At 63.1% G+C, this 15,414-nt stretch carries 16 protein-coding genes; 4 read left to right on the top strand and 12 right to left on the bottom strand.

From position 1 onward, the window contains the following. Positions 1–11: 11 nt before the first annotated feature. The 9 genes from gmhB to miaB form a co-directional block, all read right to left on the bottom strand. Positions 12–599, bottom strand: a complete 588-nt coding sequence (gmhB, locus tag CLU90_RS14420) for a D-glycero-beta-D-manno-heptose 1,7-bisphosphate 7-phosphatase (protein ID WP_100428252.1) — start codon at positions 597–599, stop codon at positions 12–14. Then, the gene (gene glyS / locus CLU90_RS14415) at positions 599–2,701 is read right to left on the bottom strand and encodes a glycine--tRNA ligase subunit beta (protein WP_100428251.1); all 2,103 of its coding nucleotides are present in this window, start codon (positions 2,699–2,701) and stop codon (positions 599–601) included. Before glyS ends, gmhB begins: the two co-directional genes overlap by 1 nt. Positions 2,702–2,740: 39 nt before the next feature. Next, positions 2,741–3,658 carry a glycine--tRNA ligase subunit alpha gene (glyQ, locus tag CLU90_RS14410; RefSeq protein ID WP_034746745.1) on the bottom strand — a complete coding sequence of 306 codons (918 nt, stop codon included), beginning with the start codon at positions 3,656–3,658 and terminating at the stop codon, positions 2,741–2,743. Positions 3,659–3,805: 147 nt separating this feature from the next. Next, positions 3,806–5,386, bottom strand: coding sequence for an apolipoprotein N-acyltransferase (gene lnt / locus CLU90_RS14405; RefSeq protein WP_232731204.1), 1,581 nt, complete (start codon positions 5,384–5,386; stop codon positions 3,806–3,808). Between the two features lie 16 nt (positions 5,387–5,402). Next, positions 5,403–6,281, bottom strand: a complete 879-nt coding sequence (locus CLU90_RS14400) for an HlyC/CorC family transporter (protein WP_092711434.1) — start codon at positions 6,279–6,281, stop codon at positions 5,403–5,405. 117 nt (positions 6,282–6,398) lie between these two features. Beyond that, on the bottom strand, positions 6,399–6,827 hold the full coding sequence (locus tag CLU90_RS14395) for a DUF4259 domain-containing protein (RefSeq protein WP_100428250.1): 429 nt from the start codon (positions 6,825–6,827) through the stop codon (positions 6,399–6,401). 113 nt (positions 6,828–6,940) lie between these two features. Next, complete coding sequence (gene ybeY, locus CLU90_RS14390) at positions 6,941–7,411, bottom strand: rRNA maturation RNase YbeY (RefSeq protein WP_100428249.1); 471 nt, start codon at positions 7,409–7,411, stop codon at positions 6,941–6,943. Beyond that, the gene (locus CLU90_RS14385) at positions 7,395–8,459 is read right to left on the bottom strand and encodes a PhoH family protein (RefSeq protein WP_100428248.1); all 1,065 of its coding nucleotides are present in this window, start codon (positions 8,457–8,459) and stop codon (positions 7,395–7,397) included. The genes ybeY and CLU90_RS14385 overlap by 17 nt, the downstream gene beginning before the upstream one ends. Next, the gene (gene miaB, locus CLU90_RS14380) at positions 8,456–9,823 is read right to left on the bottom strand and encodes a tRNA (N6-isopentenyl adenosine(37)-C2)-methylthiotransferase MiaB (RefSeq protein ID WP_100428247.1); all 1,368 of its coding nucleotides are present in this window, start codon (positions 9,821–9,823) and stop codon (positions 8,456–8,458) included. The genes CLU90_RS14385 and miaB overlap by 4 nt, the downstream gene beginning before the upstream one ends. A 652-nt stretch (positions 9,824–10,475) precedes the next feature. Here miaB and CLU90_RS14375 point away from each other — a divergent pair. Then, on the top strand, positions 10,476–10,802 hold the full coding sequence (locus CLU90_RS14375; RefSeq protein WP_034746769.1) for a hypothetical protein: 327 nt from the start codon (positions 10,476–10,478) through the stop codon (positions 10,800–10,802). Positions 10,803–10,955: 153 nt separating this feature from the next. Here the strand turns inward: CLU90_RS14375 and CLU90_RS14370 are convergent, their stop codons facing one another. Together CLU90_RS14370 and CLU90_RS14365 are read right to left on the bottom strand one after the other, a co-directional pair. After that, the gene (locus tag CLU90_RS14370) at positions 10,956–11,801 is read right to left on the bottom strand and encodes an HDOD domain-containing protein (protein ID WP_100428246.1); all 846 of its coding nucleotides are present in this window, start codon (positions 11,799–11,801) and stop codon (positions 10,956–10,958) included. After that, positions 11,798–12,136, bottom strand: coding sequence for a hypothetical protein (locus CLU90_RS14365; RefSeq protein WP_232731203.1), 339 nt, complete (start codon positions 12,134–12,136; stop codon positions 11,798–11,800). The genes CLU90_RS14370 and CLU90_RS14365 overlap by 4 nt, the downstream gene beginning before the upstream one ends. Positions 12,137–12,343: 207 nt before the next feature. On the opposite strand from CLU90_RS14365, the gene CLU90_RS14360 reads away from it, so the two are divergent. The 3 genes from CLU90_RS14360 to CLU90_RS14350 are packed head-to-tail and all read left to right on the top strand — an operon-like array spanning position 12,344 to position 14,703. After that, entirely contained in the window at positions 12,344–13,909 is a 1,566-nt protein-coding gene (locus CLU90_RS14360) for a sensor histidine kinase (protein ID WP_092711420.1), read from the top strand. A 13-nt stretch (positions 13,910–13,922) separates the two neighbouring features. After that, entirely contained in the window at positions 13,923–14,504 is a 582-nt protein-coding gene (locus CLU90_RS14355; protein ID WP_100428245.1) for a DUF1697 domain-containing protein, read from the top strand. A 19-nt stretch (positions 14,505–14,523) separates the two neighbouring features. Then, positions 14,524–14,703 carry a hypothetical protein gene (locus CLU90_RS14350; protein ID WP_034746783.1) on the top strand — a complete coding sequence of 60 codons (180 nt, stop codon included), beginning with the start codon at positions 14,524–14,526 and terminating at the stop codon, positions 14,701–14,703. A gap of 70 nt (positions 14,704–14,773) precedes the next feature. Here CLU90_RS14350 and CLU90_RS14345 read toward each other — a convergent pair whose 3' ends face one another. Continuing rightward, complete coding sequence (locus CLU90_RS14345) at positions 14,774–15,181, bottom strand: PEP-CTERM sorting domain-containing protein (RefSeq protein WP_157808824.1); 408 nt, start codon at positions 15,179–15,181, stop codon at positions 14,774–14,776. Positions 15,182–15,414: the final 233 nt, after the last annotated feature.

The following is a 15,414-nucleotide window of genomic DNA, read 5'->3' as shown; positions in this document are numbered from 1 at the left end:
TTCTCCGAAGATTAGATGCTGAATGCCACGGTGGGCGCCGGTGCGGCTGGCGTCTTGAGCAGGTGGCTGACGACGGCTGCCAGGTCGGGAAAGACCTGGGTGCCGGGCGGCAGGCCACCCGTCTCGTTGGTTTTTTCGCCCTTGCCCGTCAAGACCAGGTAGGGCACGCAGCCGCTGATGAAACCGGCCTGCAGGTCGCGCAGCGAATCGCCGACCGTGGGCACGCCTTTCAGGCTGGTGTTGTAGCGCTGCGAGATTTCATGGAACATGCCCGGTTTCGGCTTGCGGCAGTCGCAATTGTCCGCGCCCGCGTGCGGGCAAAAGAAGATGGCATCGATATCGGCGCCCACCTGCTGCGCCAGCGTGTGCATCTTCTGGTGGATCGCGTTCAGCACCGTCATGTCGAAGTATTCGCGCGCGATGCCCGACTGGTTCGAGGCGATCACCACGCGATAGCCGGCCTGGTTCAGGCGGGCGATCGCTTCGAGCGAGCCGGGGATCGGCAGCCATTCGGCCGGCGACTTGATGAAGTCCGGCGAGTCATGATTAATGACGCCGTCGCGGTCGAGAATAATCAGTTTCAGCGCCGGAGTACCCATTATGCCGCCAGCTTGGAAATGTCGGCCACGCGGTTCATCATGCCGTGCAGGGACGACAGCAAGGCCAGGCGGTTGTTGCGCAGGGCGACATCCTCGGCCATCACCATCACGTCGTTGAAGAAGCCGTCGACGTCGTCGCGCAGCTGCGCCAGCGTTTGCAGGGTGCTGGTGAAGTCGCCCTTGGCGAAGGCCGCGTCGACTTCCGGCTGCACGCGCGAGACGGCGGCGGCCAGTTTTTTCTCCGCTTCGTCCTGCAGCAGCGCCACGTTGACGCCACTATCGGCAACCAGCTTGAGCGCTTCCTCGTTCTTTTTCAGGATGTTCGTGATGCGCTTGTTGGCCGCTGCCAGCGAGGCGCTTTCCGGCAGGGCGGCGAACGCCTGCACGGCTTCCAGGCGCTGCACGATGTCGTCCAGGCGGTCCGGATTCTGTGCCACGACGGCTTCGATTTCATTCGGCGAGAAACCGCGTTCGCGCAGGATGCCGCGCAGGCGGTCGAGCATGAAGGTGGTGACGTCCGCGACCGGGTCCTTGAAGCCGGGCACGGCCGCGAACTGCGCCGCCGCATCCGCCAGCAAGCCTTTGATAGACAACGGCAGGCGTTTTTCCAGCAGCATGCGCAGCACGCCCAGCGCGTGGCGGCGCAGCGCGAACGGATCCTTGTCGCCCGTGGGCGCCAGGCCGATGGCCCAGATGCCGACCAGGGTTTCGAGCTTGTCGGCCAGCGCCACGGCGGTGCCGGTGGCGGTGGACGGCAGGGCGTCGCCGGCAAAGCGCGGCTGGTAGTGTTCGGAGGCGGCCAGCGCCACTTCTTCCGGTTCTCCGTCATGACGCGCGTAGTACGTGCCCATGATGCCTTGCAGTTCGGGGAATTCGCCCACCATGTCGGTCAGCAGATCGGCCTTGGCCAGCAGGGCGCCGCGTTCGGCCAGTGCCACGTCGTAGTCCAATTTGGCGGCGATGGCGCCAGCCAGCGACTTGACGCGCTCTGTGCGTGCCGCTTGCGTACCCAGCTTGTTGTGGTAGACGACGTTGGCCAGCAGCGGCAAACGCGATGCCAGCGTTTTCTTCTTGTCCTGCTCGAAGAAGAACTTGGCGTCGGACAGGCGCGGGCGCACGACGCGCTCGTTGCCGCCGATGATGTGCTCGGGCGTGTCCGTCTCGATGTTCGAGACGATCAAAAAGCGCGAGCGCAGCTTGCCTTCGCTGTCCGTCAGCGCAAAATATTTCTGGTTCGTCTGCATGGTGAGGATCAGGCATTCCTGCGGCACGGCCAGGAATTCTTCCTCGAAGTGGCATTCATACACGACCGGCCATTCGACCAGGGCCGTCACTTCGTCGAGCAGCGCTTCAGGCATCAAGACCTGATCGGCGCCAGCCTTGTCCAGCAGCTGGGCGCGGATGCGTTCCTTGCGTTCCTCGTTGCTGGCGATGACGCTGGCGTTGAGGATCAGCGATGGCGCGTAGTTTTCCGCGTGCGCGATGGCGATCGGTTCGCCGTCGGTCAGGAAGCGGTGGCCCAGGGTGCTGCGGCCGGCCGTCAAGCCCAGCAGGGTCAATGGCAGGATATTGATGCCGTGCAGGGCGATCAGGCTGTGGGCCGGGCGCACGAATTGCACGGTGGTGCCGTCCGGGCGCTGATAGCTCATCAGTTTTGGAATCGGCAGCTTGGCGCAAGACTCCGTCAAGGCCGCCTGCGCGCCGGCGGCCAGCTGGCTGCCCGGCGCCGTGTAGGTGTAGAAGAAGCTTTCAGCCTTGCCGTCGACGGCGCGTTCCAGGTCGGCTACCGTCAGGTCGGGGAAGCCCAGCGCGGCCAGTTTCTTGGCCAGCGGCGGCGTGCCGTTGCCGTTCGCGTCCAGCGCCACGGAGACGGGCAGGACTTTTTCGCGGATCGATTTGTCGGGCGAGACTTCGCGCACATTGGTGATGGAGACGGCCAGGCGGCGCGGCGAGGCGTAGCTGGTGGCGACGCTGTCGGCTTCGAGGAAGTCGCGCGCTTTCAGGCCGTTGACGATGCCGGCCGTGAAGGCGGCGCCCAGTTTGGCCAGCGCTTTCGGCGGCAGTTCTTCGGTCAGCAGTTCGATGAGCAGTGTTTGGTTCATGGTGTTCTTGTCTGGTACGGCGGTGTATGAGCTAGGCGATCAAGCGGCGGCGGGTTGGTCTGCGGCGGGCAGCATCGGGAAACCGAGGCGCTCGCGCGAGTCGTAATACGCTTGCGCCACCAGGCGCGACAGAGTACGTACGCGGCCGATGTAGGCGGCGCGTTCCGTCACCGAGATGGCGCCGCGCGCGTCCAGCATATTGAAGCTGTGCGAGGCTTTCATGATCTTTTCGTAGGCGGGCAGGGTCAGTTGCAGCTCGATCAAACGCTTCGCTTCCGCTTCGTAGTTGCCGAACTGTTCGAACAGCAGGTCCGTATTCGCGTGCTCGAAGTTGTAGGTCGATTGCTCCACTTCGTTCTGGTGGAAGACGTCGCCGTAGGTCAGTTTTTTCGTAGTGCCGTTCTCTTCCCACTCGGTCCACACCAGGTCATACACGTTTTCCACGCCTTGCAGATACATGGCCAGGCGTTCGATGCCGTAGGTGATCTCGCCCAGCACGGGCTTGCAATCGAGGCCGCCCACTTGCTGGAAGTAGGTAAACTGCGTTACTTCCATGCCGTTCAGCCAGACTTCCCAGCCCAGGCCCCAGGCGCCCAGGGTCGGGCTTTCCCAGTCGTCTTCGACGAAACGCACGTCATTCTGCTTCAAGTCCAGGCCCAGGGCGGCCAGCGAACCCAGATACAGGTCGAGGATGTTTTCCGGCGCCGGCTTCAACACCACCTGGTACTGGTAGTAGTGCTGCATGCGGTTCGGGTTTTCGCCATAGCGGCCATCTTTCGGGCGGCGCGACGGCTGCACATACGCGGCGCGCCAAGGTTCCGGGCCGATCGCGCGCAGGAAGGTACCGGTGTGGAAAGTGCCGGCGCCGACTTCCATGTCGTAAGGCTGGAGCAGGGCGCAACCTTGCTTGTCCCAATAGGTTTGCAAGGTCAGGATAATTTGTTGAAATGTGAGCATCGTATGAGTTCGCCGCGCGGGAGGCTGCGCTTTGTTAAGGTTTGCTTGAAGCCCGGACGCATGCTTGGCAGCGCGTCCGGGCCGGGGTTTTGCTAATTTTAGCGGTTTTTACGGGCCCACTGTGACTCTTCGGGCAATATCGGCCGCTTATTGCTGCGCGGCGCTGCCACGGCGGGCGGCGCGCGACAGCAGGAAGGCCGTCAGCAAGGCCAGCGCGGCCAGGGCCAGCACCAGTTTATTGCCGTACAGAATGTATGGCGTCATGCCGCCCATGCCTTGCACCTTGGCCGCCAGGGTGGCCTGCTGTTCCGGCGGCAGCAGGCTTTGCACGACGCCCTTGCCGTCGATGACGGCGGTGGCGCCCGTGTTCGTCGAGCGCAGCATCGGGCGTCCCGTTTCCAGGCTGCGCATCTGCGAAATCTGCAGATGCTGCGGGATGGCGATCGAGTCGCCGAACCAGGCCAGGTTCGAGATATTGAGCAGCACTGACGCCGACTGCTTGCCGCGGCGGTGGGCGCTGGCCAGCTGGCCGGCGATTTCCTCGCCAAACAGGTCTTCGTAGCAGATATTCGGCAGCACCAGCTGGTCGCGCACGGGCAAAGGCGCTTGTACTTCCGCGCCGCGGCCCATGTCGCCCAGCGGGATGGCCATCATGGCGACAAACCAGTGCAGGCCGGGCGGCACGAATTCGCCGAACGGCACCAGGTGGTGCTTGCGGTATTGGTAGTAGGGGCCTTCTGTGCCGTTGGGCGTGATGCCCACGGCCGCATTGTAGAAGCGCTGCTGCTCGTCGAGCACGGGCATGCCGACCAGAATCGTGCTGCCCGTCTGCTGCGAATACGTCGCCAGGCTATCCAGATAGCCGGGTGGCAGCTGGTGCGGCAGCACGGTAACGGCCGTTTCCGGCGTGGCGATCAGGTCGGCCGGCGCGCTGGTGATGGCGCTCTGGTACATCTGCAGGGCGCCCAGCACGAAGCCGGGGTCGAATTTCTGCTGCTGCGGCACGTTCCCCTGCAACAGGCGCACCGTGATCGGGCGTCCGACAGGGTGGGTCCAGTTCACGTATTGCAAGCCGATGCCGGCCGCGTACAGCGCGATGATGCCGCCCAGCGCACTCCAGCGCGTGCGGTGCGTCAGCAAGAGCAGGGCGCCGGCCGACAGCGCCGCCAGCCAGCCCAGGCCATACGAGCCGACGATGGGGGCAAAACCGGCCAGCGGGCCCGTATTGTGGGCGTAGCCGGTGGCCAGCCACGGGAAACCCGTAAACAGCCAGCCGCGCGTCCATTCGAACAGGGTCCACGTGGCGGGCAGCACCAGCAAGGTCATGGCGGGCAGGGACAGCACCCAGCGCTGGCGCAGCCAGGCGGCCGCGCCCATGGCCAGGGCCACGTAAATGGCCATCAGCAGGGCCAGCAGGGCCACGGCGATGGCGGCGATCGGTGCGGCCATGTCGCCATAGCGGTGCATGGAGATGTACAGCCAGTGCGTACCGGCCGCGCACCAGCCGAAGCCGTAGGCCCAGCCGATCAGCGCGCCGGCCTTGACGTCCGAAGCGCGCAGCACCTGGTAGAACAGCACGCCCAGGCTGAGGATTTGCAGCGGCCAGTAGCCGAAAGGGGCGAACGCCAGCACGGCGACGGCGCCGGCGATGGCGGCAGTCAGCATGCGCGCCCACGTGCTGCGGGGCGGTTTGGCGGGGGCGTTGGGATCGGCGCGTCTGAAACGCATTTACAGCACGCGCATGTCAGAGTTCCAGTTCCGGCACGTTGGGCAGGCGCTCGACGAGCAGCACGTGCACCTGGCGCGCATCGGCGCGCAGCACCTCGAAGCGCAGATTGCCCAGGTCGAAAATATCGCCCTTGTGCGCCATGCGGCCCAGGTACTTCGAGACGAGGCCGCCGATGGTGTCGACGTCGTCGTCGACCAGGTGGCTGCCCACTTCTTCGTTGAACTGTTCGAGTTCGGTCAATGCCTTGACCCGCCAGCGGGGGCCGAACTGGCCTTCCTTGAGCGAGAGGATGTTGTCTTCGGCTTCGTCGAAGTCGTATTCGTCCTCGATGTCGCCGACGATCTGTTCCAGCACGTCTTCGATGGTGATCAGGCCGGCGACGCCGCTGTATTCATCGACGACGATGGCCATGTGATTGTGGTTGGCGCGGAAATCGCGCAGCAGCACATTCAGGCGTTTCGATTCGGGGATGAAGATGGCGGGGCGCAGCATGTCGCGTACGTCGAAAGTTTCTTCTGCGTAATAACGCAGCAAGTCTTTCGCCAGCAGGATGCCGATGACCTTGTCGCGCTCGCCTTCGATCGCGGGGAAGCGCGAGTGGGCGGTGGACAGGACTTCCGGCATCCATTCCTCGATCGGCTTGCTGATGTCGATGACATCCATTTGCGAACGGGGAATCATGATGTCGCGCGCGCAGAGATCCGATACCTGGAACACGCCTTCGATCATCGACAGGGCGTCGGCGTCGATCAGCTTGCGTTCGTGCGCATCGTGTAGAACATCGAGCAATTCTGCACGGTTCTCTGGCTCGGGGGAAATGAGTGCGGTCAGGCGTTCAAACAGTGACCGGTGGGGCTTGACGTCAGTTCTGACGCCACTAGGGTGCTCGGGCATAGGAGGCGTGAGCCGTTGTTGCGAAGGGATATAGGATACACCAAAAGTGGGGTCATACCGGATTTCCCCGCTTTTGATGCAAATTTAATACGCCGAAGTGCGCCGTTGCGCGATCTTTCAGGCCGCTTCCGGGCCCAGCACGCGCGCGCGCAAGGCCGCCACGTCGGCCTGCCAGTCGGTGAAATGCTCGCTGTCCTGCCACAGCTGGCGCAGTTCCGACGATTCGGCCGTGATGCGCTCGAAGGCCAGGCGCGCCTTTTCCAGCAGCGGCGGCGTGACCTTCTTCTTGCAGGCGGCCACCCATTCGTCCACCTCGACGGTGGCCGGGTCGTCCGCGCCCTCGCCAGGCTGGCCCAAGAGGCGCGCGATCACTTCCAGCGCGGCCAGCGCCTCGGCGGCGAACGGCGCCTCGAGCTCCGCTTCCTGGCTGTCGATGACGTTGTCGAGCGTCGTCTCGACCAGTTCCAGGGTTTTATATTCGTGCAAGTCCTGCGCCCAGTCCATGGCGTAGTCGTTGCCGAAGGCGTCGGTGGCCCAAGTGCCCATAGTGTGTCCTTGTTGCGTGTGTGGTTGATGGCGCCATTGCGGCATGTGGGGTGTTGTCGGGTTACGCCCTGCGGGCTAACCCGACCTACCCCGACCTACCGGGTCTGCGCGGTTTATTTTTGGTCCGCGTAGGGATCGCTGATGCCGAGTTTCGCGAGGATGTCCGTTTCCAGGCCCTCCATCTCGGCCGCTTCCTCGTCATCCATGTGGTCGTAGCCTTGCGCGTGCAGCACGCCGTGCACGATCAAATGGGCCGTGTGCTCTTCCACGCTCTTCTTTTGTTCCGCCGCTTCCTTTTCCAGCACGTCCGTGCACAGGATGATGTCGGCGCGCGTCGGCTCGTCGTCGCCCAGTTCTTCGCCTTCGTTGTAGGCGAAGGTCAGCACGTTGGTGGCATAGTCCTTTTCGCGGTAGTCGCGGTTCAGGGTGCGGCCTTCTTCCGCGTCGACGAAGCGGATGGTGAATTCGGCGGGCGCGAACAGGGCCGCCTTGACCCAGCGGCGCACTTTCGGGCGCGTGATCAGGGTTTCCAGGCGGGTGTCCGGGTATTGCACGGACAGGGACAGTTTATTTTTTTCGGACATTTTTGGCGGCGGCTGGTTTCAATAGGGAGGGCAGGTGGGCGGCGTCGGCGCTGGCCGCCTGCGCCGTTTCATAGGCATCGACGATGCGCGCGACGAGCGGATGGCGCACCACGTCGGTGCTGTTAAATTGCGTGAAGCCGATGCCGCGCACGTCTTTCAGCACATGCACGGCGTCGATCAAGCCGCTCGCCTGGCTCTTGTGCAGGTCGACTTGGGTCACGTCGCCCGTCACCACGGCCTTGCTGCCAAAGCCGATGCGCGTCAAGAACATCTTCATCTGTTCGACGGTGGTGTTTTGCGCTTCATCGAGGATGACGAACGCGTGGTTCAAGGTGCGCCCGCGCATGTAGGCCAGCGGGGCGATCTCGATCACCTGTTTTTCAAATAGCTTCTGCGTGCGGTCAAAACCCAGCAAGTCATACAGCGCGTCGTACAGGGGACGCAGATACGGGTCGACCTTTTGCGCCAGGTCGCCCGGCAAGAAGCCCAGGCGCTCGCCCGCTTCGACGGCGGGGCGCGTCAAAATGATGCGCTTGACGGCGTCGCGTTCGAGCGCGTCGACGGCGCAGGCGACGGCCAGATAGGTCTTGCCCGTGCCGGCCGGACCCACGCCGAAGCTGATGTCGTGTTCGAGGATGTCGCGCAGGTAGGCGATCTGGTGCGGCGTGCGCCCGCGCAGGTCGGAGCGCCGCGTTTTCAGCACGGGGCTGGCGATGTCCGGCTCGACGAAGGTGCTGGCGGGCGCGTTGGCATGGTGTTCCGACGCGGCGGACAGGCCCGCGCGCTGTTCCACCAGGGCCAGCTGCACTTCTTCCAGCGGCACGACCTTGTTGGCGATGGCGTAGAACTGCTCGAGGATTTCCACGGCGCGTTCGGCATTGCTGCCGCCGACGATGAATTTCTCGCCGCGGCGGAAGATCGTCACGTCGAGGGCGGCGGAAATCTGGCGCAGGTTTTCATCGAGCGGTCCGCACAGGTGCGCCAGGCGCGTGTTGTCCAGCGGCTCGGGGATGAAGTAATGCGGCTGTATCGGGGCTTTGGTTTTCAACTGGCTCTTTTCAATGCGGGGGCGCTGGCGACGAGTTCGCCGCGCAGGGTGTAGGAATGGCTCTCGGTGATGCGCACGTCGACCAGCTGGCCGACCAGCTGCAGCGCGTCCGGGCCGGCGTCGAAATTGACCACGCGGTTGTTTTCCGTGCGGCCCTGCAGCTCACTGTCATCGGTGTCCTTTTTGGAGCGGCCTTCGACGAGAATGGTTTGCACGGTGCCCACCATGGCCAGGCTGTATTTGCGCGTGTTGGCGTCGATGGCGGCCTGCAGCTGCTGCAAACGGGCCAGTTTCACTTCATGCGGCGTATCGTCTTCCAGGCTGGCGGCCGGCGTGCCGGGACGCTTGCTGAAGATGAAGCTGTAGCTGTTGTCGAAGCCCACGTCCGCGATCAGCTTCATCATGGCGTCGAAGTCGGCCTGGGTCTCGCCAGGAAATCCCACGATGAAGTCGGACGAAATGGCCATGTTCGGGCGCACGGCGCGGATGCGGCGGATGATGGACTTGTATTCGAGGCCCGTGTAGCCGCGCTTCATGGCGCCGAGGATCTTGTCGGAGCCGTGCTGCGCCGGCAGATACAAATGGTCGACCAACTGCGGGATCTTCGCGTAGGCGTCGATCAGGCGCTGCGTGAATTCCTTCGGATGGCTGGTGACGAAGCGCATGCGTGCTATGCCGGGGATGTCGGCCACGTATTCGAGCAGCAGGGCGAAGTCGGCGATCTCGCCGCCTTCCATCGCGCCCCGGTAGGCGTTCACGTTTTGCCCCAGCAGGGTGATTTCCTTGACGCCCTGGGCGGCCAGGCCCGCCACTTCCGTCAGCACGTCCTCGAAGCGGCGCGACACTTCCTCGCCGCGCGTGTAGGGCACGACGCAGTAGCTGCAGTATTTGCTGCAGCCTTCCATGATGGAGACGAATGCCGAGGCGCCTTCCACCTTGGCCGGCGGCATGTGGTCGAATTTTTCGATTTCCGGGAAGCTGATGTCCACCTGCGCATCGCCGCTGGCGCGGCGCAGTTCGATCATCTGCGGCAGGCGGTGCAGGGTTTGCGGGCCGAACACCATGTCGACATACGGCGCGCGCTTGACGATGGCGTCGCCTTCCTGCGACGCCACGCAGCCGCCCACGCCGATCAGCAGGTGCGGCTTGGCCAGTTTCAGTTCGCGCAGGCGGCCCAGGTCGGAAAACACTTTTTCCTGCGCCTTTTCGCGCACGGAGCAGGTATTGAGCAGGATCACATCGGCGTCTTCCGGCGTGTCCGTGCGCACCAGGCCATCGGAGGCGCCCAGCACGTCGGCCATCTTGTCCGAGTCGTACTCGTTCATCTGGCAGCCGAAGGTTTTAATGAATACTTTTTTCTGCATGGAGTCGGGCGCTTATCGGTAAATGTGGCGGCAAACAGGATGGTTGGGCAGGATGCTGCAGCGCAGGGGGCCGCTCAGGGTGGGGCGCGGCGGATGACCGGCCGGGCGCCTCTGGCTGCCCGGTGGCAGGCTCGCTGCAAGTTCAGGCCATAGTTTAGCGTAAATCGCCGGGGCGGGCCATGTCGTGCTGACCTTGTCGACAAGGTTGCCGCCTGCATATGTCGCCATGTGTCGTGATGCCCAAACGCATTTATTGCCATACGTCACCATTGATTTGTAACAAGTTGCTGCAAAGCCTTGTGTGCGCCCGCTGGCATCCTAATGTGTTGAAATAGCATCGTTGCCAAGCCAACCAGCAGCTTGATTGATATTTAACAATCAGGAAGTTTGCGCGAGGCGCAGATGCCGCGTGTTTGGGCTAGTATATTGTCTTATATGCAATTCATTTTGGTGGGTTGCAGTGCTTTTCACTCACGCGGCAAGTTGCGTACGTTGGCTGGGCGTGGCTGTGCGAGTCCTGTGCGGGCAGTGCGATAAGGAGGAAGGGCGGGGGAAGGCTGAATAAGTGGGCAAGACGTTTATTTAAACACTCTAAGCCAGCCTTAAGTTCGTATCGGCATTATTTTCTACATTCACCAGACGAGGAAAAATCATGGCACATCATGCATTAGCATCGCAAGAAAGTTACAACCCCAACCACCTGCTGGATATTCTGCTGAGCAAGATGCAGCTGAAGAACGATGCAGCCTTGTCGCGTCTGCTTGAAGTGGCGCCACCGGTCATCAGCAAGATTCGCCACCACCGCTTGCCGGTCGGCGCCTCGCTGCTGATACGCATGCATGAAGTGACGGGCATGAGCATCCGCGACCTGCGCGACCTGATGGGCGACCGCCGCACCAAGTATCGTCTGTCCGACGCCCAGGGCCGTCCAAAAGCGGAAGACCGCGGCGATGCGCAAGAATCGAATTACGCGCACTGATGTGGCGGTTGTACGCTGACTGTGCCGCTTGCATAGCTGCTGGCGGCAACAGGCTGGCGTGGACCGGGCAGCAGACCGGCTTACATGGACGTATTGCAGTACGCATAACGGCTTTCGCTTCGCAGCGAGAGCCGTTTGCATTTGCAGCGTTGTTCAGCTCAGCAATGCCGTGGTGATTTCGTCGTAGCGCAGCTCCGTTTCGCGGAACAGTTGCAGATACGCGTCTTCGCCCAGACCCAGCGCATCCCAGGCCACCGGCGAGACGCGCGGCACCATGTCGTCGCCCGCCTGCGCCAGGTCGAGCGCGCAAACGATGGCATTGGCCACGTGGATCAGCGAGGCGAGAAAGCCTGCCCCCGGCGCTTCCGGCTGCAGGTAGTTGCCCAGCGCCAAGCGCATGGTATCGGAAAAATTCCAGTGTTCGGCCAGGGCCACGGCCGCCTGCACGTGGTCCACGCCCAGCACCGTTTGCTCCGCTTCGAGCAGGCTGCAATCGTGCGCGGCCTGGTGCGCGATGACTTGCGCATAGTGGGCGGGAAAGCTGCTGACCAGCACGAGGCGGCCGATGTTGTGCAGCAAGCCGGCCGTGAACGCGTAATCCTGGTTGAAGCGAATCTGCCGCGCCAGCACCTTGGCGCAGGCGGCCGTCGCCACCGAATGGCGCCAGAAGGCCTTGTCGTCGAAACCGGGGCAGAGACCTTCCGGGAAGCAGCCCGTGATGGCGGCCGACGTGATCAGGCTGCGCGTCGTCTGGAAGCCCAGGTAAGTGATCGCCTGCTGGATGGTGGTGGCCTTCACTTGCAAGCCATAGTGCGACGAGTTGGCCAGGCGCAGGGTTTTTGCCGTGAGCGCCTGGTCGTACGACACTTTTTTGGCCAGCACGGAAATATCCACGTCTTCCTGGTCGATGCTGTCGAGCAGTTCCATCACGACGGCGGGCAAGGAAGGCAGGTCATCGAGGTGGGCGACGATATCGTCGAGCGTCAGCTGGGTGCTCATGCGGCCTCTCCCGTACCCAGGCGGTAAGCCGTGACATAGCTGCGCAGCAAGGTGGTGGCCGCATCCGCCGGATCGTCGGGATCATGCTTGCGGAACAGATAGGCCAGCCGTTCGCTGTCGGCCGCCTGCTGTGCGGCGATGGCTTCCGGAGTAGGGGGCGGCGCCTGGATGGGCAGCATGTCGATGTTGTGGCGGGGCATCAGAGCCAGCATGTTTTCCGTCAATACCGCGCCTTGCGGCAACAGCACTTGTCCATGCGCATCGAGCAAGACATCCGACAAGATCATGCCGGGACGAACTTGTTCCAGGGGTAGATGTTGATGCGTGACCGCCATGACGACTCCTTAGATGATTGCGGGATATTACCATTGCCATGGCGCAATGTCTCAACCTGCATCAAAGTTCCTATCGACAGTGGGGATGCTGTAAATCTTGCCAATAAGCATGTCATATCGTACATTTGATCCAGGCTCTTGTATTGCTGACGTCTCTGCGCCCGCGCCGCGGGCTGGCGGCTGGCCTGGCCCGGGGAGTGTTGATTGATGGTGAGTATCCAAGTCCGGCTGACCCTGCTTTTTGTCGTGATCGTCACCCTGGTGCTGGGCATTTCCGGCAGCTATACCCAATATACACTGAGCCAAGAACTCGAATCGGGCAGCGCGCGCCTGCGCAGCGGCGTGCTCACGCGTTTGCAGACCAGCTTGCCTTCCGCCCTGTGGGACCTCGACAAATCCAAGGTCGACAGCATCGTCTCGGCCGAAATGCTGCCGCCCGAACTGGTCGGCATCCGCGTCTACGACGCGTCGGTCGGCCTGTTTGCCGGCGAAGTGCGCGACGCGGCCGGTACCCTGGTGCCGTTGAGCGCCGACGTGGCCATGGGCGGCACACCCGTCGAGGCGCCGCTCGTGTTCCGCGACGCCGTGGCGGCGGCCAGCGGCGGCAAGCCGGTGATCGTCGGCAAGGTCATCGTCAACTTCAGCCGCGAGCAGATCGACGCGGCCCTGCGGGGCGAAGTGCGGCGCAAGGTGGTGGAAGTGTTGCTGCTGGACATCATCCTCGTGGGCGCCCTGGCGCTGAGCCTGCGCATCGTCTTCGGCCCCCTGAAACAGTTGCGCGACGGCTTGTTCGACCTGGCCACGCGCGGCAGCGATGAGGTCGAAGAGCTACCGGAAAACCGGCGCGACGAACTGGGCGACGTGATCCGCGGCTTCAATGCCGTGCAGCGCAAGCTCAAGTCCATCATCGAGGGCAGCCGCGAGGCGGAAGACATGGCGCGCCGTTCGCAGCAGGAAACGGCGCAAGCCATGGACGAACTGCGCCGGGCGCAGGAATCGTTGCTGCAGTCGGAACGCCTGGCCTCGCTGGGCAGCCTGGTGGCCGGCGTGGCCCATGAAATCAACACCCCGGTCGGCATCGCCCTGACCAGCGCCTCGGTGCTGAAGGAAGCCACCGACGACATCAGCGCGGCCGTGGCCGGCGGCGGCGTGAAAAAGACCGATATCGTGCGCTACCTGGAAACGGCCGGCGAAAGCGCGCGGCTGATCATGAACAATGCCTACCGCGCCGCGCACCTGATCCACAGCTTCAAGCAGATCGCCGTCGACCAGGTCAGCGAGGCGCGCCGTTTGTTCGAATTGCGCGACTATATCGGCGAGGTGATTTCGAGCTTGCAGCCGACCCTGAAAAAGACGCGCATCAGCATCGATATCGATTGCCCGCCTGACATCATGCTCGACAGCTATCCGGGCGCGCTGGCGCAGGTGCTGACCAACCTGGTGTTGAACTGCGTCGAGCACGCGTTTGATGCGGACACGGCCGGCAACATCCATATTGAAGTGCGCCGCGACGGCGATGCGATCGCCATGCAGGTGCGCGACAACGGCCGCGGTATCGCGCCCGACATGCTCGACCGCGTGTTCGATCCGTTTGTCACCACGCGGCGCGGGCAGGGGGGGACGGGACTGGGCTTGAATATCGTGTTCAACTTGATTGCCAAGCAGTTTGGCGGCACCATCACGGTCAGCAGCATCCTGGGGCAGGGCGCGACGTTCCTGCTGCGCTTGCCCACGGTGACGCCGTTGCCGGAAAGCACCAACAGCCAGGCATAGGCAAGGAGACAACATGACACAGATGGAAAACAGTCAGCAAGTGGCGCTGTTGCGCGGAATCAATGTGGGACGCGCCAAGCGCGTGGCCATGGCCGACCTGCGCAAGTTGCTGGGCGACCTGGGTTTTGCGCAGGTGCGCACGGTACTCAACAGCGGCAACGTCGTGTATGACGGGGGCACGGTTACACCGGCCGAGGCCGCTTCGCGCATCGAGGAAGCGCTGGTGCTGAAACTGGGCGTGGCGGCCAGGGTGACGGTGCTGTCGGCCAGCCAGTTTGCCGAGCTGTTCGAACAAAACAGCCTGGCGCCGGCGGCCGATGCGTCCCGTCTGCTGACCCTGGTGCTGAACAATCCGGCCGACGTCCAGCGCCTGGCGCCGCTGTTGCAGCAGCCGTGGCAGCCGGAAGCGCTGGCGCTGGGGCGCTGGGCCGCGTATGCCTGGTGTCCCGATGGCGTGCTGGCCAGCAAGGTGGTGGCGGCGCTGGGCGTGCTGCTGGGCGACGGCGTCACCTCGCGCAACTGGGCCACCATGCAAAAACTGCATGCGCTGCTGAACGGCGCGGATGCGTCCCCCACCTCGGCCAAGGAGCACTGATGCCTTCCATGGAAACGCCATGAACTGGGATATCGTCAAGGGTGTCCTGATCGTGCTCGTCGCCATCAGCGTGGTGGTGACGGCCTTCGTGCTCATTTCCGCCTCGGGCCCGGACAAGGCGGGCTGCATTGCGCGCGCCCTGAAGTCGGGTATTCCGGTGGGGAATATCGAACGGGTTTGCCGCCTGCTGGACAAATGATGGCGCCATAACAAAACATTCCGCACCAGGCGGAATGTTTTGCGGCAGCGCCTTGCCAGTGCCGGCACCGTCAGTTATCGAATTTTTCCTGTTTTTCGCCGTGCAGGCTCAAGGCCACCAGGCCCAATCCCACCAGCAGCATCGAGTACATGCTCGCTTCCGGCACGGGGGCGGCCACGTTGGCTTGCTGTGCGGGCGCGGCCGTCACGGGCCTGGGCGGTGCCAGCGCCACGTGGCGCGCGCCACTGGCGCTCCAGTGAGGTGCCGCCGTCGCGCTGCTGCTGGCCAGCAGGCGTGCATACGGCAAGTCCGGCGTTTCCCAGCCGGGGTTGTTATTCAAGCTGATGCTTTCATCGATCGTCACGTGTTCTCCGGCTTCCTGCAGCTTGCCGGCCGCGGTATCGCTGACTGCCGCCATGCTCCATGTGCTGGCCGATAGCGCCAGCAAGGCCAGGCATAACGGCTGATGGATTCTCATCGTGCTCTCCCTGTTGTTCACCGTGCGGCGCAGCCGAAGCCGGCTTGCGCATGGACGGACAATTCGCCCGTACGGGGGCGTATCATGGTTTTTCTGCTGTCCTCCCATTACAGCATAGATCGTGACAATTTTGATACGCTTATTTCCTGTTTATTACGAATATTTGTCATTTTGATAGCGTAAACATGATCGTTGCCGCCCACTTTGAACGAGCACGCTATCGCCGAAAAACA

Origin of the sequence: Janthinobacterium sp. 67 (assembly GCF_002797895.1) — a bacterium.
Taxonomy (GTDB): domain Bacteria; phylum Pseudomonadota; class Gammaproteobacteria; order Burkholderiales; family Burkholderiaceae_D; genus Janthinobacterium.
This window is presented reverse-complemented; position numbering and strand designations above follow the sequence as displayed.